Annotated in this window: 12 protein-coding genes, 1 other RNA gene and 3 pseudogenes; 7 read left to right on the plus strand and 9 right to left on the minus strand. The window is 40.1% G+C overall.

The genetic code is table 11. From position 1 onward, the window contains the following. Positions 1-2: 2 nt before the first annotated feature. Positions 3-1,844 carry an FAD/NAD(P)-binding protein gene (locus tag JQC92_RS08920; protein ID WP_204999323.1) on the plus strand — a complete coding sequence of 614 codons (1,842 nt, stop codon included), beginning with the start codon at positions 3-5 and terminating at the stop codon, positions 1,842-1,844. A 407-nt stretch (positions 1,845-2,251) separates the two neighbouring features. Here the strand turns inward: JQC92_RS08920 and JQC92_RS08925 are convergent. Then, positions 2,252-2,722 (minus strand): annotated as a pseudogene (locus JQC92_RS08925) (transposase); the annotation flags it as partial. A 76-nt stretch (positions 2,723-2,798) separates the two neighbouring features. Here JQC92_RS08925 and tnpA point away from each other — a divergent pair. From tnpA to tnpC, 3 genes and pseudogenes are all read left to right on the plus strand, one after another. Then, the gene (gene tnpA, locus JQC92_RS08930) at positions 2,799-3,101 is read left to right on the plus strand and encodes an IS66 family insertion sequence element accessory protein TnpA (protein WP_204999324.1); all 303 of its coding nucleotides are present in this window, start codon (positions 2,799-2,801) and stop codon (positions 3,099-3,101) included. Next, complete coding sequence (gene tnpB / locus JQC92_RS08935; protein ID WP_204999325.1) at positions 3,098-3,445, plus strand: IS66 family insertion sequence element accessory protein TnpB; 348 nt, start codon at positions 3,098-3,100, stop codon at positions 3,443-3,445. The genes tnpA and tnpB overlap by 4 nt, the downstream gene beginning before the upstream one ends. Before the next feature lie 83 nt (positions 3,446-3,528). Beyond that, a pseudogene (gene tnpC / locus JQC92_RS08940) lies at positions 3,529-5,047 on the plus strand (IS66 family transposase). Between the two features lie 23 nt (positions 5,048-5,070). Here tnpC and JQC92_RS08945 read toward each other — a convergent pair. The 4 genes and pseudogenes from JQC92_RS08945 to gcvT all read right to left on the minus strand — a co-directional run. Next, positions 5,071-5,214, minus strand: a pseudogene (locus JQC92_RS08945) (integrase); the annotation flags it as partial. A gap of 1,006 nt (positions 5,215-6,220) precedes the next feature. Beyond that, entirely contained in the window at positions 6,221-9,109 is a 2,889-nt protein-coding gene (gcvP, locus tag JQC92_RS08950) for an aminomethyl-transferring glycine dehydrogenase (protein ID WP_204999326.1), read from the minus strand. Positions 9,110-9,186: 77 nt separating this feature from the next. Continuing rightward, entirely contained in the window at positions 9,187-9,576 is a 390-nt protein-coding gene (gcvH, locus tag JQC92_RS08955) for a glycine cleavage system protein GcvH (protein ID WP_204999327.1), read from the minus strand. A 99-nt stretch (positions 9,577-9,675) separates the two neighbouring features. Beyond that, positions 9,676-10,770 carry a glycine cleavage system aminomethyltransferase GcvT gene (gene gcvT, locus JQC92_RS08960; protein ID WP_204999328.1) on the minus strand — a complete coding sequence of 365 codons (1,095 nt, stop codon included), beginning with the start codon at positions 10,768-10,770 and terminating at the stop codon, positions 9,676-9,678. Between the two features lie 707 nt (positions 10,771-11,477). Here gcvT and JQC92_RS08965 point away from each other — a divergent pair. Continuing rightward, entirely contained in the window at positions 11,478-16,007 is a 4,530-nt protein-coding gene (locus JQC92_RS08965) for an ankyrin repeat domain-containing protein (RefSeq protein ID WP_204999329.1), read from the plus strand. Between the two features lie 18 nt (positions 16,008-16,025). On the opposite strand, the gene JQC92_RS08970 is transcribed toward JQC92_RS08965, so the two are convergent. The 3 genes from JQC92_RS08970 to JQC92_RS08980 form a co-directional block, all read right to left on the minus strand. Next, entirely contained in the window at positions 16,026-17,234 is a 1,209-nt protein-coding gene (locus JQC92_RS08970; protein ID WP_204999330.1) for an FAD-dependent oxidoreductase, read from the minus strand. Between the two features lie 32 nt (positions 17,235-17,266). Next, positions 17,267-18,508 (minus strand): 2-octaprenyl-6-methoxyphenyl hydroxylase, encoded by a 1,242-nt coding sequence (gene ubiH / locus JQC92_RS08975; protein WP_204999331.1) that lies wholly within the window; start codon positions 18,506-18,508, stop codon positions 17,267-17,269. A 90-nt stretch (positions 18,509-18,598) separates the two neighbouring features. After that, positions 18,599-19,177 carry a UPF0149 family protein gene (locus JQC92_RS08980; protein ID WP_204999332.1) on the minus strand — a complete coding sequence of 193 codons (579 nt, stop codon included), beginning with the start codon at positions 19,175-19,177 and terminating at the stop codon, positions 18,599-18,601. Between the two features lie 236 nt (positions 19,178-19,413). Here JQC92_RS08980 and zapA point away from each other — a divergent pair, with 236 nt between their 5' ends. Then, positions 19,414-19,728, plus strand: coding sequence for a cell division protein ZapA (gene zapA / locus JQC92_RS08985; RefSeq protein WP_204999333.1), 315 nt, complete (start codon positions 19,414-19,416; stop codon positions 19,726-19,728). Between the two features lie 48 nt (positions 19,729-19,776). Beyond that, positions 19,777-19,958: non-coding RNA, 6S RNA (ssrS, locus tag JQC92_RS08990), on the plus strand. Between the two features lie 164 nt (positions 19,959-20,122). Here ssrS and JQC92_RS08995 read toward each other — a convergent pair. Beyond that, on the minus strand, positions 20,123-20,383 hold the full coding sequence (locus tag JQC92_RS08995) for an MFS transporter (RefSeq protein WP_204999334.1): 261 nt from the start codon (positions 20,381-20,383) through the stop codon (positions 20,123-20,125). Between the last annotated feature and the right edge of the window lie 241 nt (positions 20,384-20,624).

Consider the following 20,624-nt stretch of genomic DNA (forward strand, 5'->3'; position numbering starts at 1 on the left):
GGATGACAATACCACAGTTTGATGTACTTTTTGTTGGTGCAGGTGTCGCTTCAATGGCAACGGCAATCCGATTACTGCAATTCACTAACAAACCTCTATCAATTGCAATCGTAGAAAAAGACCTATCACTTCGATACGGTGGGTTAGCCTATGCCGCTAAAGGTAACAGCTGGACTCACATCTTTAATATTCAAGCAGGAAGAATGTCAATCTTTAGAGAAGACGTTGAAGACTTCCTTATTTGGACGAACAAAGAAGCCGATAGAAGTCATTGGCCACAGAAATGGAAAAATATGATTTTTCATGTCAGTGGTCCAGCACCCAGAAGAATATATGCTGATTATATAAAAGATCGCTTCCAGCATGCGTTATCTGAATCGATAAGTGGCTGTAGTGTATCGATGTACAGTGCAGAAGTGACTAAAATAGAGAGAAAAGAAGAGCACTTTGAAGTCGAGCTGAATTCCAGCCAGCTTGATGGGAATACGCCAAATAAAGTGTTTACGAAGCGGGCGATCGTGGGTACAGGTAATTTGTTATCACACTTTCCTTTCACGAAAGAAATCGAAGGTCACCCTAGATTTATTCGTCGACAGTACATGCCAGAAGGGTTTGATGCAATTAAGCAAATTCCTCAAAATGCTGAGGTAGCCATCATTGGCTCAAGCTTATCTGCGTATGATTCAATAATTTCATTACGAGAAGACTTGGGGCACAAAGGCAAAATCACGCTGTTCTCTCGAACAGGGTTAACGCCACTTAAATACCCTGAAAATCATCTTCATCAAGTCATTGACGTTAGGAAACCTCCCTTTATTGATGAACCATATCAAGGAAGAGAACAACTCGTTAAAGACATCATTAAAGAGTGGCAGTACCTAAACAATACGATAAGACAACAAGCGCCTAATATTCAAGTAAGCATTATTCCTGAAAGAATCACTAAAGCTTGGGAAGCCTATTTTGCAGAACTAGTGAATAAAGTACCCGCAAAGGACACAGAGTATTTATTGAATAAATATAATTCAGTGATTGCAACGATGAGAGTTGCTGCTATGCCGTTGGCGACCAATTTTGTAGAGCCACTTGAAAAACACAATATTGAATTAATAGAAGCTGAAATCCTTACAACAAAACCTAAAGGCAACGAAAATATTGAAATCACCTATTTAAATAAAAGCCTAAATAAACAACAGACGGTTTGTTTTGGCGCTGTAATTTCAAACTTAAATCGTGAAATCAATTATCAACATATCGAGCAACCGCTTTGGCGTAATCTCATTGACGTTCAAGGATATGCAACCCCACATAAGCAAACAAATCGCGGAATTGAAGTGTCGGAGTTTGGTGAGTTCATCAATAACGATAACCAAATTACCAAAGACTTATATGCAGTCGGTATTCCTAGAGAAGGGGATGAGATAGCTCGAAATGGAAGGCAAGGCGCTTTTGCTTATAATGTTGCGACAATCAAAAATCATTCAATCTCAGTTGCCATTAAAGTGTTAGCTGACATCAATAAGTTGGATCTTGAGCTTGATTATTCGCTGTCCCAAGAGCAGTTATTATTATTAGAGCAAGCAGTAGGTGTAAGGGTTCACTGGCTTTCGTCAAGAAAGAGAGAAGAAAAGCGAAACGTTTTACCGACGGCACTCGAAACTGTTGAGTTCTTAGCTGAAGCTCTGAAAGAAGATAGTTTACCGTTGAATGACGCAAGGAATTTGGCTTTAACCTTAGTTGAAAAGTTAGCGCTTCAAAAAATGACCGATGTTTCAGTGACACCCAAGCAATTAAGAGAAAACCTTGGTTTGAATAAGAGAAGAACTAGAAAGAAAGCATCCTGATATTAATCGTTTTGCTTCATCAGAAATGGGGGAACGCGACGAAGAGGGGGCGATGCACAGTATTCCTTTCGAAGCGATATTCAATGCAGTGTTTGTTTTTTATGTGGTTATGGCATTGACGTAGGATCACAGTGTTATCAAAATAAAAAAGCGAACCAAACTGGTTCGCTTTAATCGTTTGCAACAAACTTAATTACAGTAATTGATGAGGGTGTGTAATTAAGTTGTTTAGCTAAACTAATTACCTTGAAATTGATTGGTGTTGAGAGCTAGTGCTTGCAAGTAAATCTGCTTGGCACTCTCTTCGCCAGTAAGTACTGTTGCTGGATATTAAAGTTTGAAGCTCATTTCTGGACATAAATGAGTTTCAAAACACAAAAGTTAGATAATTGTTTGCATTAGAATATCTAAGGCAAACACCAAGTTGCCTTATCCCCGAACCAGCGCTGTGCATTGGCCGCACCTTGCCGTCGAGAACGCTCCATTGATTCGCAGTAAGAGGTTAGATATTGAAGATTTCCAGCAGCACCCTTGAACAGTTTGCCAAACTCGTTGCACAGCCGAAGCCAATTTTCGGTCGTCAGATTGAGCCGCTCATTATCCAACTCTTTAGGCTGCTCACCCCTCAATGCAGCTTTAATAGGGCGTTGAATGCTGATGAAATCCGACTGCTCTGGTGTGGTGGCCATGTTTACTCGAACGGAGTTTTAATCCACATAAGCCATACAAGCCAATAACGCGGCATCGTCTAATAAGGCTTGAGACTTAAAGCGACCTTCCCAAAATCGACCTTTACAACTATCTTCTTTGTTAGCCATACGAGCAATAGGCTCATTTAACGCTCGCATAAACCAACTGATGTCAGACAGACGTAAGCGTGCGGTAAACTGCGTCTTCTCAGAGTAAAAGCATCCCCTTAAAATCTTTGCCACTTTTCAATCATTGAGATGTGGCATGACAAATCGAAGAACACCAGAGCAATGGCAAGCGCTGATAAAGCAGCAAGGCGAAAGTGAATTAACCGTCACGGCTTTTTGCCGTAAACACAAATTGGCCATCAGTTGTTTTTATACTCACAAAGCAAAGCTCAAGCAGTCGTCTAGTTTTGCTCAAGCCGTTGTGACTGCTGAACCTGCTAAACCCATTGTAGTTCAATCGTCAGTTATCAAACTCGAAACCAAGGTTGGTGATGTCATTTTTCCTGCTTCTATCTCACCTAAAATCATCATCGCTGTCATTCGAGGGTTGCAATCATGATCATGTTTCAAGCGCCGCCCAAAGTGTACCTCCACCGTGATTTCATAGACTTTCGTAAGTCGATAAACGGTCTGAGCATCATCGTTGAGCAACAAATGGAACTTCCTTCCACCGATGGCAGTGTATTTGTGTTTTGCAATAAGGGCCGAGACAAGCTCAAAATTTTGTACTGGGATAACACAGGGTTTGCACTTTGGTACAAACGCCTTGAGCGAGACAAGTTTAAATGGCCGCAAAAAATCGAGTCTGAGCAACTGGTGTTGTCAGAGCAACAACTGCAATGGTTACTGTCTGGCTTTGATGTGCTTGGACACCAAGCTGTTCATATTGAATGTTACAGTTGATTGATCGCCTGAGTGAATGATAATTCCATAAATCAGATCAGTGATAGCGCCTATTTTATCGACGTATTTGATAAAATGGTGACATGAAAACACGAGTTCAAACGTTACCTACTGACATCGCTTTACTTCAGCAATTATTGCTGGAGCAACAGGCGTTGCTTGAAGCTAAAGATACTGAACTTGAAGCTAAAGACGGTAAAATTGCCAAGCTGCTCGAATCTTACCAATGTCTGTTAGAGCAATTTCGACTGGCTCAGAAAAAGCAGTTTGGACGCAGCAGTGAAACTCACCCTGATCAAGGCGAGTTGTTCAATGAGGCAGAAGCATTAGCTGATAAACCAGATGAAGATAACTCAGATGACAGTGAAACTGATCCATCAACAAACTCTGGTAAAAAAAGACAACCTAAGCGTCAGCCGCTGCCGAAAGACTTGCCTCGTAAGCAAAAAATTCATGATATCGATGAAGATGAAAAGCAGTGTGAGTGCTGTGGTTATCAACTGACGCAAATGGGGCAAGATATCAGCGAAAAGCTTGAGTTTATCCCAGCAATCGTCAGAGTTATTGAACATGTCCGTTTGAAGTACAGCTGCCAGCACTGCGAAAAACAAGGCACGCAAAGCAATATAAAGCAAGCGCCAGTACCAAGCAGCCCAATCCCTAAAGGGTATGCGACCCCAAGTTTACTCAGCCAAATCATCACTAGTAAATATCAATATGCACTGCCACTGTATCGACAAGAAACCATGTTCAAACAACATGGTATCGAAATCAGTCGTCGAACTATGTCGGACTGGTTGATGAAATGCGGTGCTTTGTTCAAACCGCTGTATAAACGGCTGCATGAAATATTATTATCGCAACCCGTGTTACAAGCGGATGAAACCACATTAAAAGTCATCAATGATGACCGTTATAAATCGTATATTTGGGTGTACTGCTCAGGTATAGATACGCCTGTTGAATCAAAAAATGATGGCGACCCATTATTAAGAAACATCGTGCTGTTTGATTATCAAAATGGTAGTCGCTCAGGCAGCTGTGCCAGTCGCTATTTACAAAGCTTTACTGGCTATCTGCAAACAGATGGTTATTCAGCTTACCAACAAGTTAATGCTAAGCATGTTGGCTGTTGGGCGCATGCGAGAAGAAAATTTGTTGATGCGCAAACTGCACAAGGTAAAGCTAAATCTGGAAAAGTGAATATTGCCTTGAGCTACATCCAAAAACTGTATGGAATAGAAAAATCGATAGCTGCGTTGCCAGCAAATGAAAAGCAGCAACTAAGGCAGCTGAAAGCTAAGCCAATACTGGCAGAGTTTAAAGCCTGGCTAGATAAGTCAGCACTGCAAGTATCAAAGAAGGGCAAGCTTGGCAGAGCGAGCAGTAAAACCCTTCGTCATTGGCCGCAAAAACTGGCTGTTTAATGTTAATCATAATGGTGCTGAAACCAGCGCAATGCTTTACAGCATAATAGAAACGGCAAAAGCTAATGGACTTGTGCCATTTGATTACATCAACCACTGCTTAGAGCAATTGGCAAAATCACCACAAGATCTTGAACCACTGTTGCCTTGGAATGTAGACCTTAATAAAAGCTAGATGTACTTCGGCACACGCTTACTGAGCTTGCAATCAATGGCAAGATTAAACAATGCTAAGTGCATTACATTATTTTCAAGCTCTAAACCTGAACGGATACGCCAAATTTCTTCAAGTTTGAATAGCTTTTTAACCCCCGTTGGTTTTCCTTTTTTCACATCAATCATGACAACCTCATATATTCTGTATGGTTGTCATTGAGTGTAGTGTTGCGATAAATTAGGCACATTAACATTGAGCGGATGTCACTCAGCTCACTAAAAGAACGATATTCGCATTAGTAAATCTAACTTAAATTGTGGTTTGCGGTGAATTTATACATTTATTACTCTAAATGATTTTGGGGCAAAACCTTGCCAGAAAAATTCAAATGACCTAGCGGGCTACAACTTTTCCCGTCGAAGCTGTTGAAGATATTATTGAATATAAAATGACGTGGGCGAGACAGGACGTCGAGCCAAGCTCTGGGGTACATGGATGTACCATCAGAGCTGTTAGTCATTTATTCAATCATATCTGAAATGCTTAGGCTTCGTTTGGGCGGCTCTGGGGATTCAAAAGGGGAAACAGCTGGAGGCTTCCCCTTTTGGCGGTGTGGAGTGCAACTCCACGACTTTGTAAACTTCGCAGAAGTTTTGCTGTTTGAACGTTAAAAGTGATGCTTCACATCCATGGGGCAAGGCGCTGGACACCCGCCTTCGCGAGTGTGACGGTAACTTTCTAAATTAGAGTTTATAGATTTGTAAAGATTTGAGGCATTTCCGAGTTAGCAGAAGTAGTCTGTAATATTTGAACAACCTTATAATCACTTAATGTAAGTCTATGATTATCTGTGTAATATCACTTAAGCAATTATGTTTTTAAGCTGCTAAACCTGAGCGGTATCTAAAATGGCTTAGGGATACATATACTGAACTGTAAGTTATTCATGAGTTGATAATATTAGATTTTGCGAAAATATCTTGACCGAAGCTTTCTAAAAGATAACTTTTCGAACTCAGGAGACAACAACATAAGATTTATATTTCTCTCAGAGAGATTTGATAAATAAAAGCAGATCTTTGTAGATCTGCTTTTATTTTTACAGCTTTTTTATTGGCTAACTTAATTAAGATAATCAACTAAATTAAATCGTTAACCAACTTAATTGCATATATTCAACTGAGTCGTTGCTTATTGATAATCTTCAATTGGCACACATGCACAGAATAAATTTCTGTCGCCAAAAACATCATCAATACGGTTTACCGTTGGCCAGAACTTATTCGCTTTAACCGCAGAAGTAGGGAAAGCAGCAAGTTCACGATTATATGGACGTGCATCAAATTCTGGATCAATGATATCAGCCAAAGTATGAGGAGCATTGCTTAACGGGTTATTATCAACCGGCCATTCACCTGCTTCAACTTGAGTGATTTCTTGACGGATATTGATCATCGCTTCAATGAAACGATCTAACTCAACCTGAGACTCTGATTCTGTAGGCTCGATCATCAAAGTGCCAGCAACAGGGAAACTCATCGTTGGTGCGTGGAAACCATAGTCATTAAGACGTTTAGCAATATCCATTTCAGTTACGCCAGATGCTTCTTTCAGCGGACGTAAATCTAAAATACACTCATGAGCAACACGATCGTTACGACCAGTAAATAACACTGGATAATGCTCAGATAGCTTCTTAGTCACATAGTTCGCATTCAGGATAGCTGTTTGCGTAGATGCCTTAAGGCCTTTACTGCCCAATAGCCGAATGTACATGTAAGAAATTGGCAAAATACCTGCACTACCGAATGGCGCAGCAGAAACAGCACCATTATTATCACTCTCCGAACCTGGTTTGATTAACTTGTGGCCAGCAACAAATGGAGCAAGGTGAGATTTAATGCCGATTGGTCCCATACCTGGGCCACCGCCACCATGTGGAATTGCAAAAGTCTTATGCAAGTTCAAATGAGATACGTCAGCACCAATAAAGCCCGGTGAAGTAATGCCCACTTGCGCATTCATGTTTGCGCCATCAAGATAAACTTGGCCGCCATGCTGGTGGATGATGTCGCAAATTTCACGAACCGCTTCTTCATACACGCCATGTGTTGATGGGTAAGTGATCATGATGCAAGAAAGATTTTCTGCAACTTCTTTAGCTTTTGCACGTAAGTCATCAAGGTCGATGTTACCTTCATTGTCACATGCCGTTACTACGACTTTCATACCAGCAAGTTGAGCTGATGCAGGGTTTGTACCGTGAGCTGACTGTGGGATCAGGCACACATTTCGATGCGCTTCACCGCGAGACTCATGGTATTTCTGAATCGCTAGCAAGCCAGCATATTCACCTTGAGCACCTGAGTTCGGCTGCATACAAACGGCGTCATAACCTGTGATTTCTACCAACCAGTCAGAAAGCTCACCAATTAATTGCGTATAACCTTGTGCTTGCTCAAGTGGGCAGAATGGGTGCATGTTAGCAAATTCTGGCCAGCTTATTGGTAGCATTTCTGCAACAGCATTCAGCTTCATTGTGCATGAACCAAGAGATATCATTGAGTGGTTCAATGCTAAATCTTTGTTTTCAAGGCGCTTGATATAACGCATCATTTCCGTTTCGCTTTGGTAACGGTTAAATGTTGGGTGCGTTAAAATGGCATCGTCACGTTGCAAGCTAGGTGGAATTGAAGCTTCCTTAGCATTCATGACTTGTTCGTCTAATGCGGCAACATCAAGACCGTGATCTTCACCAAGAATGACATCAAACAGCTGAGTAATATCTTCACGTGTGGTGGTTTCATCTAAACTCACACCAAAACGAGCGTCACTATCAATACGTAAGTTGATTTCAGAGTTCAATGCACGTGTTTTGATGAATGCTAGCTCATTGCTTTCAAAAGTTAGCGTGTCAAACCATGCACTGTTTTGAGCAGCAACGCCTTTCGAAGAAAGACCAAGTGCCAAAATATCAGTGAAACGATTGATACGGCTTGCAATGGTCTTCAATCCTTGTGGGCCGTGAAAAACGGCATAGAAAGAAGCCATGTTTGCGAGTAACACTTGTGCAGTACAAATGTTCGAGTTGGCTTTTTCGCGACGGATATGCTGCTCACGCGTTTGCATTGCCATACGTAACGCACGGTTACCACGAGTATCTTGTGATAGACCAATGATACGACCAGGCATAGAGCGTTTGTAAGCATCACGAGTTACAAAGAATGCAGCGTGAGGGCCACCGTAGCCCATTGGTACACCGAAGCGTTGTGCGCTACCAAATACGACGTCAGCGCCCATAGAACCTGGCGACTTCAGTAGTACCAATGACATGATGTCAGCGGCAACAGAGATAACGGCTTTTTTCTGTTTTAGTTCAGCAAACAGTTCAGTGTAGTCGTGTATCTGACCTTCTTTGTTGGTGTATTGGAATAGCGCACCAAACAGTTCATGATTCACAGCATCAGCTGCCGGACCAACGATGACGTCAAATCCGAAACACTCAGCACGTGTTTTCACCACGTCTAATGTTTGTGGGAATAGGTCATCAGCAACGAAAAAGATGTTCGCTTTTTTAGCTTTGGAAACACGTTTAGCTAATGCCATCGCTTCAGCTGCTGCTGTAGCCTCATCGAGCAGTGAGGCAGAAGCTAAATCAAGACCTGTTAAGTCCATTGATACTTGCTGGAAGTTTAGAATCGCTTCAAGACGGCCTTGAGCAATCTCTGGCTGGTATGGTGTGTAAGCCGTATACCAACCAGGATTTTCTAATACGTTACGTAAAACGACATTAGGTACAATCGTTGGATAGTAGCCCATGCCTATATAGCTTTTAAAAACTTGGTTTTTGTTTGCTACATTGCGGATGTAATCTAAACCTTCAGCTTCTCCGTTCGCACGACCAATATTAAGATCACGGTTAATACGGATAGACTCAGGGACGATTTGATTCATTAAATCATCTAACGATTCAGCGCCAACATAGTTCAACATACCTTGTTGCTGTTGTGCGTCAGGCCCGATGTGACGAGTTAAAAATAGCTCGTGTTGCTCAAGTTGGGTAAGAGTTTGCTTGGTCATGGAGAACTCTATTTTTTATTAGGGTAATTATTACGAATAAAGCCCCAAAAATGGGGCTTTATTTACAAAAACGATTTTTACTCTTCGTCGATGACAGCTTGGTAACTGTCAGCATCAAGTAAGTTAGCTAGTTCAGCTTCGTCAGAAGGCTTAACGCGGAATAACCAGCCTTCGCCAAATGCAGATTCGTTTACCAATTCAGGAGAATCTTCTAGTTCTTCATTGATTGCTATTACTTCGCCAGAAACTGGTGCGTAAATGTCAGACGCTGCTTTTACTGATTCAGCTACTGCACAATCTTCGCCTTGAGAAACAGCATCACCAACTTCAGGAAGTTCAACAAACACCATGTCGCCTAAAAGCTCTTGTGCGTGCTCAGAAATACCAACAGTGTAGCTTCCATCCGCTTCTTTGCGTGCCCACTCATGAGATTTTGCGTATTTTAATTCAGTAGGTAAAGTGCTCATTTTTTATGATTCCTTGTTGAGTGTAACGCCTCAGGTTGTGTTGATAAATTGAGGCGCACATATTCTACAATATTCTTAGTTATATTTATTTATAATCTTTTAAAATGCTTGTTTGCCATTACGAACGAAACAAGGCTTGACAACTTTTACTTCAACGCGCTTTTTACGCATTTCAACTTCAGCGACTTCAGCGATGCCTTTTGGTACACGTGCCATAGCGATGCTATAACCTAATGTAGGAGAAAAGGTACCACTAGTAATAATACCTTGGTGCTCTGTACCTTCGCTGTCAGTGAAGAAAACATTCATGCCGTGACGAAGTACACCTTTTTGCTCCATCACTAGGCCAATCATCTTTTCAGTACCATTTGCTTTAATATTAGTGAGTGCCTCACGACCAATGAAATTACGATCTTCTGGTTCCCATGCAATAGTCCACCCCATGTTTGCAGCAATTGGGTTAACCGTTTCGTCCATATCTTGACCATATAAGTTCATGCCAGCTTCCAAACGAAGGGTGTCACGTGCACCTAAACCACAAGGGCGAACGCCTGTATTCAGTAACGCCTGCCACAACGTTTCTGCTTCCGCTTGAGGTACGGTGATTTCATAGCCAGACTCACCTGTGTAACCCGTGGTTGCAATGAACAATGAATCAGCTTGAACGCCAAAGAAAGGCTTCATACCTTCAACAGCTGCATTCTGGGTGTCACTCAATACTTTTGCTGTTTTTGCCTTTGCGTTTGGTCCTTGAACCGCAATCATTGCAAGTTCAGGCTGCTCGGTAATTTCAACGTCGAAAGCTTTCGCTTGTTCGTTAATCCAAGCTAAATCTTTTTCACGAGTAGCTGAGTTAACCACAAGACGGTAGTGCGTCTCTGTTAGGTAGTAAGTTATTAAATCGTCAATTACACCAGCGTCATGATTTAACATACCGCCGTAGAGTGCTTTACCCGTTACAGTTAATTTTGCAATATCGTTGGCAAGTAAGATTCTCAGGAATGATTTAGCTCCAGTTCCCGTAATGTCTACAACAGTCATATGTGAAACATCAAACATACCAGCATCTTGTCTTACAGCATGATGTTCTTCAATTTGAGAACCATAATTAAGCGGCATATCCCAGCCGTAAAAATCAACCATTTTAGCGTTTGATTCAAGATGCTTATCAAAAAGTACTGTTTTATTTGCCATCGTTATCCCTTTGAGGGTTATTTTTGTAGGGAGTCTTAACCCAATTCCTAGAAATGAGTAAGACAAAAAGTTGCAGAATTATACCTCGAAGACACAAATTGTATACAAAAGTTTTGTTCAATTTGTAGAATTAACCACTATTTACGTAAGTAAATTAAAGAATAAATCTCTAAAGCATTAATGAAATACAAAGAGTTTTAATGCCCTAAACGATGAAATGGCAGCTTTGGATACTAGTAATTGTCACGAGATCACACTCGACGCTTTAAATAAATCAAAATCGTAAAATAGAAACGTCCTTTGTTGTTAACGTTGGCTCTATTTTTATCAATAATACAGGCGGATACTGAATGTTAAGGCACGTCAGTAACTATATTATTTTACTTTGAAATGATGATTTGGGTTTAAAGGAGGTAAGGCCTTAAAGAATGTTCATTTACCTCCCTTGTCTACTGCGCTTTAAAAGTATTTATATTGTATTATTAACAGTTATTAACTCTCCTTTAAGCTACGGTGTTAAGTAAATTTCATTTTGGTTGAATCATTTTTTTCCTATTTTTACACCTACCATGCCGCTTTAGAAGCACCAGCTCTGATTTATAACTCAGTGTTCTTAATTGTTAGATTAACAATAATTAAGATGCTTATTTTGTAAGCTAAACCATATAATTTAGTAAATTTTTGTAAATGAACGGGTTGGTATACTTATGAGTTCTGGAAAGGTTTCAAGTCAATCACCTCAATTAACGCCTCGAAGTCAATATCAAGCTCCAACTGACGACTTTGATTCAGAGCCGTTGAATACTGGAAATAGAAATAGGAGTTCGCTGGGTTATAGCCAAGCTCCTTCACATGATCATTCTAGAATGAAATCTTCATTCGTTAAAGGAAGCTTAACTCCTGATAGTGCTGATAGTATTAGCGTGGCAACTAGCGCAATGGGCAGTACAAAACGACTCAGTAAACATGTCCTAATTTCTTCTCAACAGGTCTGCTCTGTAGGACTAGATGATTTTGAAAGTCTCGATGATTCAGTTAAAGAGGTTAACGAATTAGTTGACGCTGCAAAAGAGGCACTTCAAGAGTGCTTAATTGCGACTGTGACAGTCAATGACGTTGAGGAGAACATACTGTCTCACGAAGAGCACGATCGAATTGTAGAAGCTTTAGAAAAACAAGAAGATGAAAGCCTCACTTTGGTGTCGAGTTATCATAGCGAATCTAGCAAAGATACATCAAGCCAAGATACAAGCGTATCTGAAAGAAAACTCTTTGGTGATTACTTATATGAAGTTGGTAGTAAATCCAGCCAGTCAAGATTTCCATATGGTAGTCCATTTGAACTGTTAGGAGAGCTAACTACTCTTCTTAAAGATCCAAAGATTGAACCAAGTGTGAAATTAAAAGCATTGCGTCAACTTGCAATTCTTCATCCTGCTTTAGCGCACTCAGCGGTATTTAATAGTATTTGTATATGTAGAGCTGCTAAATCTTTGGAGGCTACACCAGAGCACGAGACACTCTCTCAATTGAAAGAGGCTGCTCAAAAAAGAGAAATAAAAAGAACTGTCGCAGCATTTGTACAAAGACACCCACAATCAGCGGCTGAGATAGATAATTTAAGTAAAAAACTAGAAAAGCAAGCTCAAACATGTATTGGTCTAAGACCAGTTAATAAATATGAAGATATAGAAGGTCTTAATAAAGAGTTATTAGCAGAGTTTTACACCGATCTTGAATTAGCAATAGCTCCTGCTCATTTAGTTCCTGTTATGGGAGTAGAGTTAAATGAACGCATTAATAAGTTAAGTGTTGAGCATCTTCAAGGTAAAACGATTAAAGACGTTAAAGATGAGATACAGAGGCTCGAACAGTCTTTAGTAACAATTAAAGAGAAAATAGAACCTAAAGAGCCTGTACAAGATCAAGCTGCTAATGCTGAACCTAGTGCTCAACCGGCATCAGAAGCAACTGCAACTTCAGGAGGTGTAGATACAGAAAAAGAGGAACTTAAGAAAGAAGCAACAGAGCTTGAAGTAAAATGCAAAGTTTTAAAAGACGCAGTTAGGGCTTATGAATACGCAATGAAAGTATGCGCTATGAATTATTCAGAAGAAGAGCCTGTTGATTTTACCAATTTTGAACAAAAAGCAGTTGAAGGTTTATATTCTGAGTATGGTGCTAAGGTCTTGAGTTGTGAAGAGCATTATCAAGGAAGGGGTAAAGCTTTAGTGCAATGGGGAAGAGTAAGCAGTCAGTCCATTTTAACTCGTGCTCATTTAACTTATCGAGCAGAGCAACATATATCTACAAGTCAGGACATTGATTCAAAGCCTGTCAATCTAAGTCACCTTTCAAAAATTGGGTTAAAAGGTCTTTGCCAATGGGATTGGGAAAGAAATTTGATTTCAGCTGCTATATCAGAAGAGGGCTCTTGGAACAACCTTCTGGAATTTGAAAGGAGAGTTTTAAATGAGTTTGGAAGTGATAAGAAACTTTCTCCGGATCAGAGAGCTGTAAAGTCGAGTATGTTACGTCAGATCCAAGAACAGAAATTAAAAGTGAAAGAATCGTTGCGTGAGTTCATAGAAACTCATGGAAGCATACAAAATATTGAACTTGTCGTGTCTTCAATACGTACTAAAGCAGAGTTAATGACTTGGCTTCAAAAATTTCAAACTTTTAATTGCAGAAGAAGTTCGAAGTTAGATCTTAATGATTTATTAGGTAAAGTACCTAAAGAACTAATTGCAACTATAGGTCAAGAAGACTTGAACGGCTTTAGTGCTGATTTTAAATCGAAACTTGTTCATTTTTCCGTCGTGAGTAGTAATGTCAATTTACTGAAATCTTTGATAAACGCTGATACAGACGTTAATACTTTTGCACCAGGAACGGGCTACACATTCTACCATATAGCTTGTCGAATTGGTGACCCCCAAGTTGTGAATACTCTTAGATCTAAAGTTGATCTATCTGAACCTCAAAACTGTCCAGAAACTATCTTATCTGTATTCTCATTTTATGGTCACGCTGATTTATTGAATGAGTTATTAAAAAGCCAAGCGGTAAATCCAAACGCTATATCTTCTATAGGTTTAACGTCTGATGAGCAAAATACTCCCCTACATTTGGCTGCACAGAAAGGGCATATAGGTGTTCTAATAATACTGTTAGGTCAAGTAAACATTAATCACGTAGCAACAAATAAGAAAGGCATGACAGCTTATCATACTGCAGCGCAGTTTGGTCAGGCTGAAGTTGTTAGGTTATTGAACGATCGTTTTTCAAAAGAACATCTTTTTAAATTTTATAATGTCAGCAATAGCAGTGATACGCCTTCTCCAAGTGTTTTGGCAAAAGAAAAATTAGCATGTGTTGCTTTGTCAAAAGGCGATGTTACATGGCGTACAGCTTATAAACAGACTCTTGAGGCTGTCGAAGAGGGGTTACCAAAAGGTGTTGTTGGAACATTAAAAAAATTCTCAGGAGCGGTTGCAGCACCTTCAGACATTGGAGTATGGATTCCGCATCCTATTCCGCGTGAAGTTGAAAAGTTACAAGAGCTGTCTCAATGGAACCGCAATGAGTTATTATTTTATGCTGTTGACCTTAAAGACTTTGCATTGCTAGAAATGTTAATTGAAGCTGGAGCAAATCCAATGTGGCATTGTCATGGTGAAGCCTCAGGACCTCTTCCACTTCATTTGTGCTTTGTTAATAGTTATAAACCTTTTTCCAAATCAGATACACCTATTAAGCAATGTGGTGATCAGTTGTTCGCAAGGCATGAAGGCAGTGAAAGAGGAACGACATTGTTACCTGCTCACTTTGATCCATGCTGGCACTCTTTAACCCAAACACATCGAGCAGACTTATGCCAATTAGCAATGGAGCATAGTTTGAACGTAGCAGACTTATTTACCGCGAGTACAGTAATTGGTCGATTTGACGGAAGACGAGACCAGAAAACGATAAAAGATTTAGGGCAAATATTCTATGACTTGCTGTGTCATTACCTAAGTCAAAATGCTGGCAATGTTAAGACTTTAATTGAGTTTATTAATAAAGCTGAGAAACAAGAGAACTTAACTGTGATAAAAGGGTTATTGCTTAATCCGAGAGAGCTTGATGTTGTTGCGGCAATATTCACAAGATTGCAAGAAAAGTCATCATTAGATCGTAGGGTGTTTGAAGAGTGTGATGTTGATAACTTCGAAGGTATACCTCTAGATATTTTAAGGAATCAAAGTGAAGCTATTAAAGGTGTTCTTCTAGAAAGAGCTATAACTGAAGGAAACTGCAATGCTGTTAAGCGTTTGATCCAAGCAGATATTGATCTTGACAAATCTCTCCCTTGTGGGCTGACTCCAATCGAAATGAGCTGTTTCTGTAACGCTCAAGGAGTATTCCATCACTTAGAAGAAGTAACAGACTTCAAAGGTAAACATTTTAATGATGTAAAAGCTGCAAATTTAATTTCTCTTGCTGGAATGGGAGGTCACAGGCCTTTATTCAAGTTACTCCTTGATACTTATCCTGTTAACCCAAATTTAGTAGTCGATCACGCTAAAGCAAATGGGATGTGTGTAGTGCAGTCATTGGTTATGGCTGGACAGTTTGAGAATTTAAAAACAATTCTAAATATTGTTCCTAGAAAAGCAGAAATGCTCGGAGAGGGAACACTCAATGATGCAGTTAAATTTGCATTAGATAGGGCGGATCAAAGAATGCTTACTTATTTAGTAACTACCTTTGGCTTAACCCTTAAAAATAGATTAATCAAAACTTCGAGATCTGAGTCTCCTATTTCTTTAAATGATTATGTGAAGCGAATTAAAGAAAGTTGCTCTAGTGAGCTAAAGAAGTTGAGTGAAAGGCAAGAGAAAATGAAACACAGTAGCCAAGTAGATAAAAGTGAAAAGGAGCTACTAGATTCACGAGTGGCTAAAAATAAAGAACGTTTAGCAAATTTGCAAGCACTTAAACCTTTCTGTGAGACAATAGATACTATTCGTAAAGGTAGTGCAGAAGAAATAAGTGATAAAACTCAGTTTAAACGAACCTTACCTAGCTTACCGTTAGATGAGATTATGAGGACTAAGTTCAAGCCTGAAGCAGATGCTTATATGTGGACAAGGTTACAATTACAAACAAGAGCTATTCAAGAAAGAAATGAGAGGATGTTGACTCTGCTTGGGGATTGCATACCTGCACAGTTGAGGCAGGCTTTGTAAATATTAAAGACCCCTAAGCTACTTACATAGCTTAGGGGTCTTTAGCTTTTGCCCTAATGCATGTTTGGCAAAAATGCTTTTTAATGGCGATATATGGTTTACGAGGTTTAGCCCTAAATCTCGTATCGCTTTTTTAATTGGGTTGCTGCCTTCAAATAAACGTTTCAATCCTTCCATTGAGGCAATCATTTCTGCGGCCTCAGCTTTACGCCAGCGCTCTAGAGGGCGAAGATTTCGATACTCCCCTAAATCCTGATTATCTTGTTTTAATTCACTCAGAGTTTCAATGATGCTTGCTGCATCCAAAAAGCCTAGATTCACACCTTGGCCTGCCAAAGGGTGAATTGTGTGAGCAGCATCTCCAGCTAAAATAAGTCGGTGCTGAGCAAACTGTCGTGCATAACGCATTCTTAATGGGAAGGCTGGATTTGCACTTTCGAGTTCGCATAGCCCAAGCTTGCCATCAAATGCAGCAGTGAGCGCTTTGTTAAACGCTTCAGTTTCCATAGATTGTAATGCTTTTGCTTTTTCTGGTGGAACTGACCAAACAATTGAGCACAAGTCAGGTTCATTGAGTGGCAAAAAGGCTAAAGGGCCATCGGCTAGGAAAACCTGTCTTGCACAATTGTTGTGTGCTACTTCGGTACGAATGTTCGCTACGATAGCGTGATGATCGTAATCCCAAAATGTCAGCGGAATTTTGCATTGTTCACGTACCCAAGAATTTGCGCCATCTGCAGCTATAACCACTGAAGCTGTTAAGTTTTCGCCTGAATTTAACGATATCCACGTTTCTTTGTCGCCGAAAGCAATATTGCCTACTCTTTGATTTTGAATATGTGTTAATTCGGCTAACTCGCTTGCACGTATTGCAAGCGCATGACTGATATTGTCATTTTCGATAATATTGCCAAGAATTGACTCATTTTGCTCTTTCGCATTAAAGTCGATTGAACCTAAACCGTCTTTTGTCCATACGTGCATGGTATCGTAGTGACCAGCTCGAGACTCATTAATATGTTCCCACGCACCGAGGTTTTTAAGTAAGTTAGTACTGGCTTTGTTGACGGCACTAACACGTAAACGAGTTTCACCAGTAACCGCTTGAGTTTCACTTGCATCAATCACAACGGTTTTAATGCCTTCTTGTGCAAGACCAATGGCCGTTGCAAGCCCAACCATGCCACCACCAATAATTGCTACTTCGAAATTTTGAGTATTGAACATTGTTAATCCGTTACGTATTAGATAGCTATTCGCTAAAAATGAGATTGAGTGGTGTAACCCATGGCTTTTTTACCAACAGGGGCTTTAAGAAAAGGTAGGTATGAGAGTAACCGTAGACCTAGACTTCGACCACAAACCAAAGGCCAGTGATGATTAGAAAATCCCCTCACCAAAAATTCAACTCTGCTTAAGGTGTTACCCCTATCTTCTTGCCTTTGTTTTAGGTAAGTATGCGTAATTTGAGTGCTTCCTAAATCCTGTTCGGACTTGAGTCCATTTTCAACAACATCGATAACAGTCATTATATCTCTGAGCCCTAAGTTGAAACCTTGCCCAGCAATTGGATGTAAGGTCTGGGCCGCATTACCGACAAAAATTGTGCGATGATGAATCGGTCTTGGCATGCAGGTCATGATTAAGGGATAGCTAAAACGCTTACCCGACGCAATTAATTTACCCGCTCGATAACCAAATGCTTGTTGTAGCTTTTCAATAAAAGCGTCATCAGATAATTGCAGATATTTTTTAGCTTTATCAGGTGTTAATGCCCAGACGAGGGATAAGCGATCACGTCCGTTTAACTCAGACATGGGCAATAATGCTAACGGGCCTGTATCAGTGAATCGTTCCCAAGCTCTGTGTTGATGCTTCTGCTCAAGTTCAATATTGGCAATTATTGCGGTTTGTTCAAAATCAACGAACTCTTGAGATAAATTCAGGCTTTGTCTAATGATTGAATTAGCACCGTCAGCCGCAACCACTAATTTTGCATTGAGCTTTTCACCGTTATCAAGCGTTAATGTTTGACTATCAATTTCAGCGGTAACTTCGGTCACTTTTGCAGGGCAAAACATGGTGACATCTGAGCTTTGTAATTTTTGATGTAACTTAAAACCCACAGGGCTTAATTCTACAACGGCACCCATCGCATCAAGATTAAAATCTCGAGCATCTAGTTGAGTCATTCCGAAGTGACCACGGTCAGAGATATGAATACGAGAGATATCGGTGCCAAGGTGTTTGATATCATCCCAAATGTTGAGATTTTTAAATGCTTCGATTGTACCATGCGACAGAGCAATGGCTCTGGCATCAAAACCTGGATGCTTAGCAGTTGGTTCATAGGCTTCAATAAGTGCAATATTAAGCGGCTTATTCAGTCTTTTAGCTTTAAGTGCAAGGCCAAGCGCTAATACTGAGCCAACCATTGCCCCACCAACAATGACGACATCAAAGTGATGAGTTGAACCTTGTGTTGATGTGTTTTCGACCATGAACCTTCCGAGCAATTTTTTCGAAGTAGTGTGATTGATTCATCAAGATAATGACATGATTTGAATCAACTACATAAATAGAAACGTAAATTAATGAAGCACTTCCGGCTTGTCTTCACTATCATCTTCTTGACCATCACGCATAAATTCAGCGAAGCAAATGGCAACAGCATCTTGAACGTAATCAACAAGTGCAATGTAAGCGTCTTCAGACTCGTCATCTTCAGAGATATCTAACTCAATTTGTGATATTTCAGAAAGATCTTTAACGACCTCTTTTACGTCTTCAGAGCTTTTATTGATCTTAGGTTGAGCAATAGCTATTGAGGTCAAGAAGCTTTGAACCCATAAAGATAAGGCTTCAACACGAGAGGTGAGAGACTCTTCTTCTTCTGGAAGCAACAGCGTGAAGCCAAATTCAAACTCAGCTAAACGATCATGTGCATCTTTATGAAGATCGGCCACAATGGTTAATAGTGACTCAGGAAATGCTCGTCCCTCACTAATGATATCGGTTAAGGCTGGTAACCAAAGATTAGCTTTCTCTCCTAAACCTCCACAAATTAAACCAACAACAGCGCCATGGACTTCAGACGGATGCAAAGAAATTTCAGCGGCTTTTAATGCTGCTATGAGCTTGTCAGTCAGTAAAGACGGTGGAGTAACCATAGATTTGTTCCATAAAGAAATATTGCTGCTAATACTAACAGATAGCACATTGTGAGAAAACTTGTGCGAATCAAGCTGATTACAAATTGAGGCGCAACGATGAAAAATTAGCTAACATAGTTAAAGACGCAGCAACTAAATTAAATTGGGTTAGATATTTTGAAGAGTCTGTTGCACTTTTTATACGGGACTTATATAGTCCGACTTAAGCTCAACATAAAGGATGTTGGATAGACATGAGTAACAAAGCCATTGATATCACATTATTGGGGCGGACCTACTCAATAGCTTGTCCGCCAGACCAAGAAGCAGCATTAAGAGATATTGCTGATAAGCTTGAAACACAATTAGCTGAACTAAAAGGTCGAACATCAAGCCTGAGTCGTGAAGAAATTGTGATAATGGCAGCATTAAATATTGGTCACGAGCTCTATAGTGAACAACAGAAAAACAAAGCGTATATGTCACAAATGGATGAACGCATTCTTTTGTTACAATCAACGTTAGAACAAGCGCTTGTAGAGCGCAGTGTAGGGCAAGCAAAGTACTAATTTAAAGAACTTTAGTTAATTGCAATTGTGATTAACACAACAGCGTTACGCTCCCTGGGGTATTAGCCAGCTAGTAATGTCCCTGTGCCGATGCTTACAACCTTAGGGTGAAGGTTTTACTGACATTGAGCATGCTCGGCTTGTACCGAGAAGCCTTAGGAAGTATGGCTTTACCCGCCTTGAACCTACGGTTCAAGGGCTTACACCGGCAGCGGTATCTTGGGGAGCTACCTATTTAAAAGCCCTGATTTTTAAATCAGGGCTTTTTTTTGTCACTGTACCCATAAGATTATAAATTTTACTGTCACTGTACCCATAAGATAATAAGTTTTACCCATAAGGTGGTGAGAATCGACAATTGAGCGAGCGTTCCGTCTTATTGTTCTATAACGCACTACTGCTCCCAACTGATTCCATAAAGTAAAATACCGAATAAAACAACTGGCCGTCTTCCATACTGATCTGAAATTGGTTCAATTATTAACTGATCAATACCTAAGCTAAAAATAAAAATGCTTATAGTCCATTGCATATGCGTATTCGAAACTTCTAAAGCTGTAACCATAGTTGGAAGAGCTGGTAAGAAAATATCTATAGCAAGAGGGCTTAGGATAACTAGTGATATTAAAATTGCTATTAAGCGAAGCTTTCTCAAACTTCAGTCCTTGTTGATAGGGGTTTAGTGCCCATCCCCTCCAAAATTCCCATCTAAACATATAAGCTCATTATGTTCAGTAACTTAAAGCTCAAAAAGAGATCTGATTATAAAGACACAATACTGCAGACAGTTTTATGCAGCAATTGTCCCGTACTCACTGACTTCACTATAAACCTGAGATACTTTTTCATCACTCACGTCTATTCCTAACTTACCGAAAACTAAATTTACCAAGTGC

Origin of the sequence: Parashewanella hymeniacidonis (assembly GCF_016900895.1) — a bacterium.
Classification (GTDB): Bacteria; Pseudomonadota; Gammaproteobacteria; order Enterobacterales; family Shewanellaceae; genus Parashewanella; species Parashewanella hymeniacidonis.

Excerpts from the sequence above, each read along its gene's own strand:
- ubiH (WP_204999331.1), bottom strand. The coding sequence starts at position 18,508 with ATGGTCGAAAACACATCAACACAAGGTTCAACTCATCACTTTGATGTC.
- tnpA (WP_204999324.1), top strand. The coding sequence starts at position 2,799 with ATGACAAATCGAAGAACACCAGAGCAATGGCAAGCGCTGATAAAGCAG.
- gcvH (WP_204999327.1), bottom strand. The coding sequence starts at position 9,576 with ATGAGCACTTTACCTACTGAATTAAAATACGCAAAATCTCATGAGTGG.
- JQC92_RS08920 (WP_204999323.1), top strand. The coding sequence starts at position 3 with ATGACAATACCACAGTTTGATGTACTTTTTGTTGGTGCAGGTGTCGCT.
- tnpB (WP_204999325.1), top strand. The coding sequence starts at position 3,098 with ATGATCATGTTTCAAGCGCCGCCCAAAGTGTACCTCCACCGTGATTTC.
- zapA (WP_204999333.1), top strand. The coding sequence starts at position 19,414 with ATGAGTAACAAAGCCATTGATATCACATTATTGGGGCGGACCTACTCA.
- JQC92_RS08965 (WP_204999329.1), top strand. The coding sequence starts at position 11,478 with ATGAGTTCTGGAAAGGTTTCAAGTCAATCACCTCAATTAACGCCTCGA.
- JQC92_RS08980 (WP_204999332.1), bottom strand. The coding sequence starts at position 19,177 with ATGGTTACTCCACCGTCTTTACTGACTGACAAGCTCATAGCAGCATTA.
- gcvT (WP_204999328.1), bottom strand. The coding sequence starts at position 10,770 with ATGGCAAATAAAACAGTACTTTTTGATAAGCATCTTGAATCAAACGCT.
- gcvP (WP_204999326.1), bottom strand. The coding sequence starts at position 9,109 with ATGACCAAGCAAACTCTTACCCAACTTGAGCAACACGAGCTATTTTTA.
- JQC92_RS08970 (WP_204999330.1), bottom strand. The coding sequence starts at position 17,234 with ATGTTCAATACTCAAAATTTCGAAGTAGCAATTATTGGTGGTGGCATG.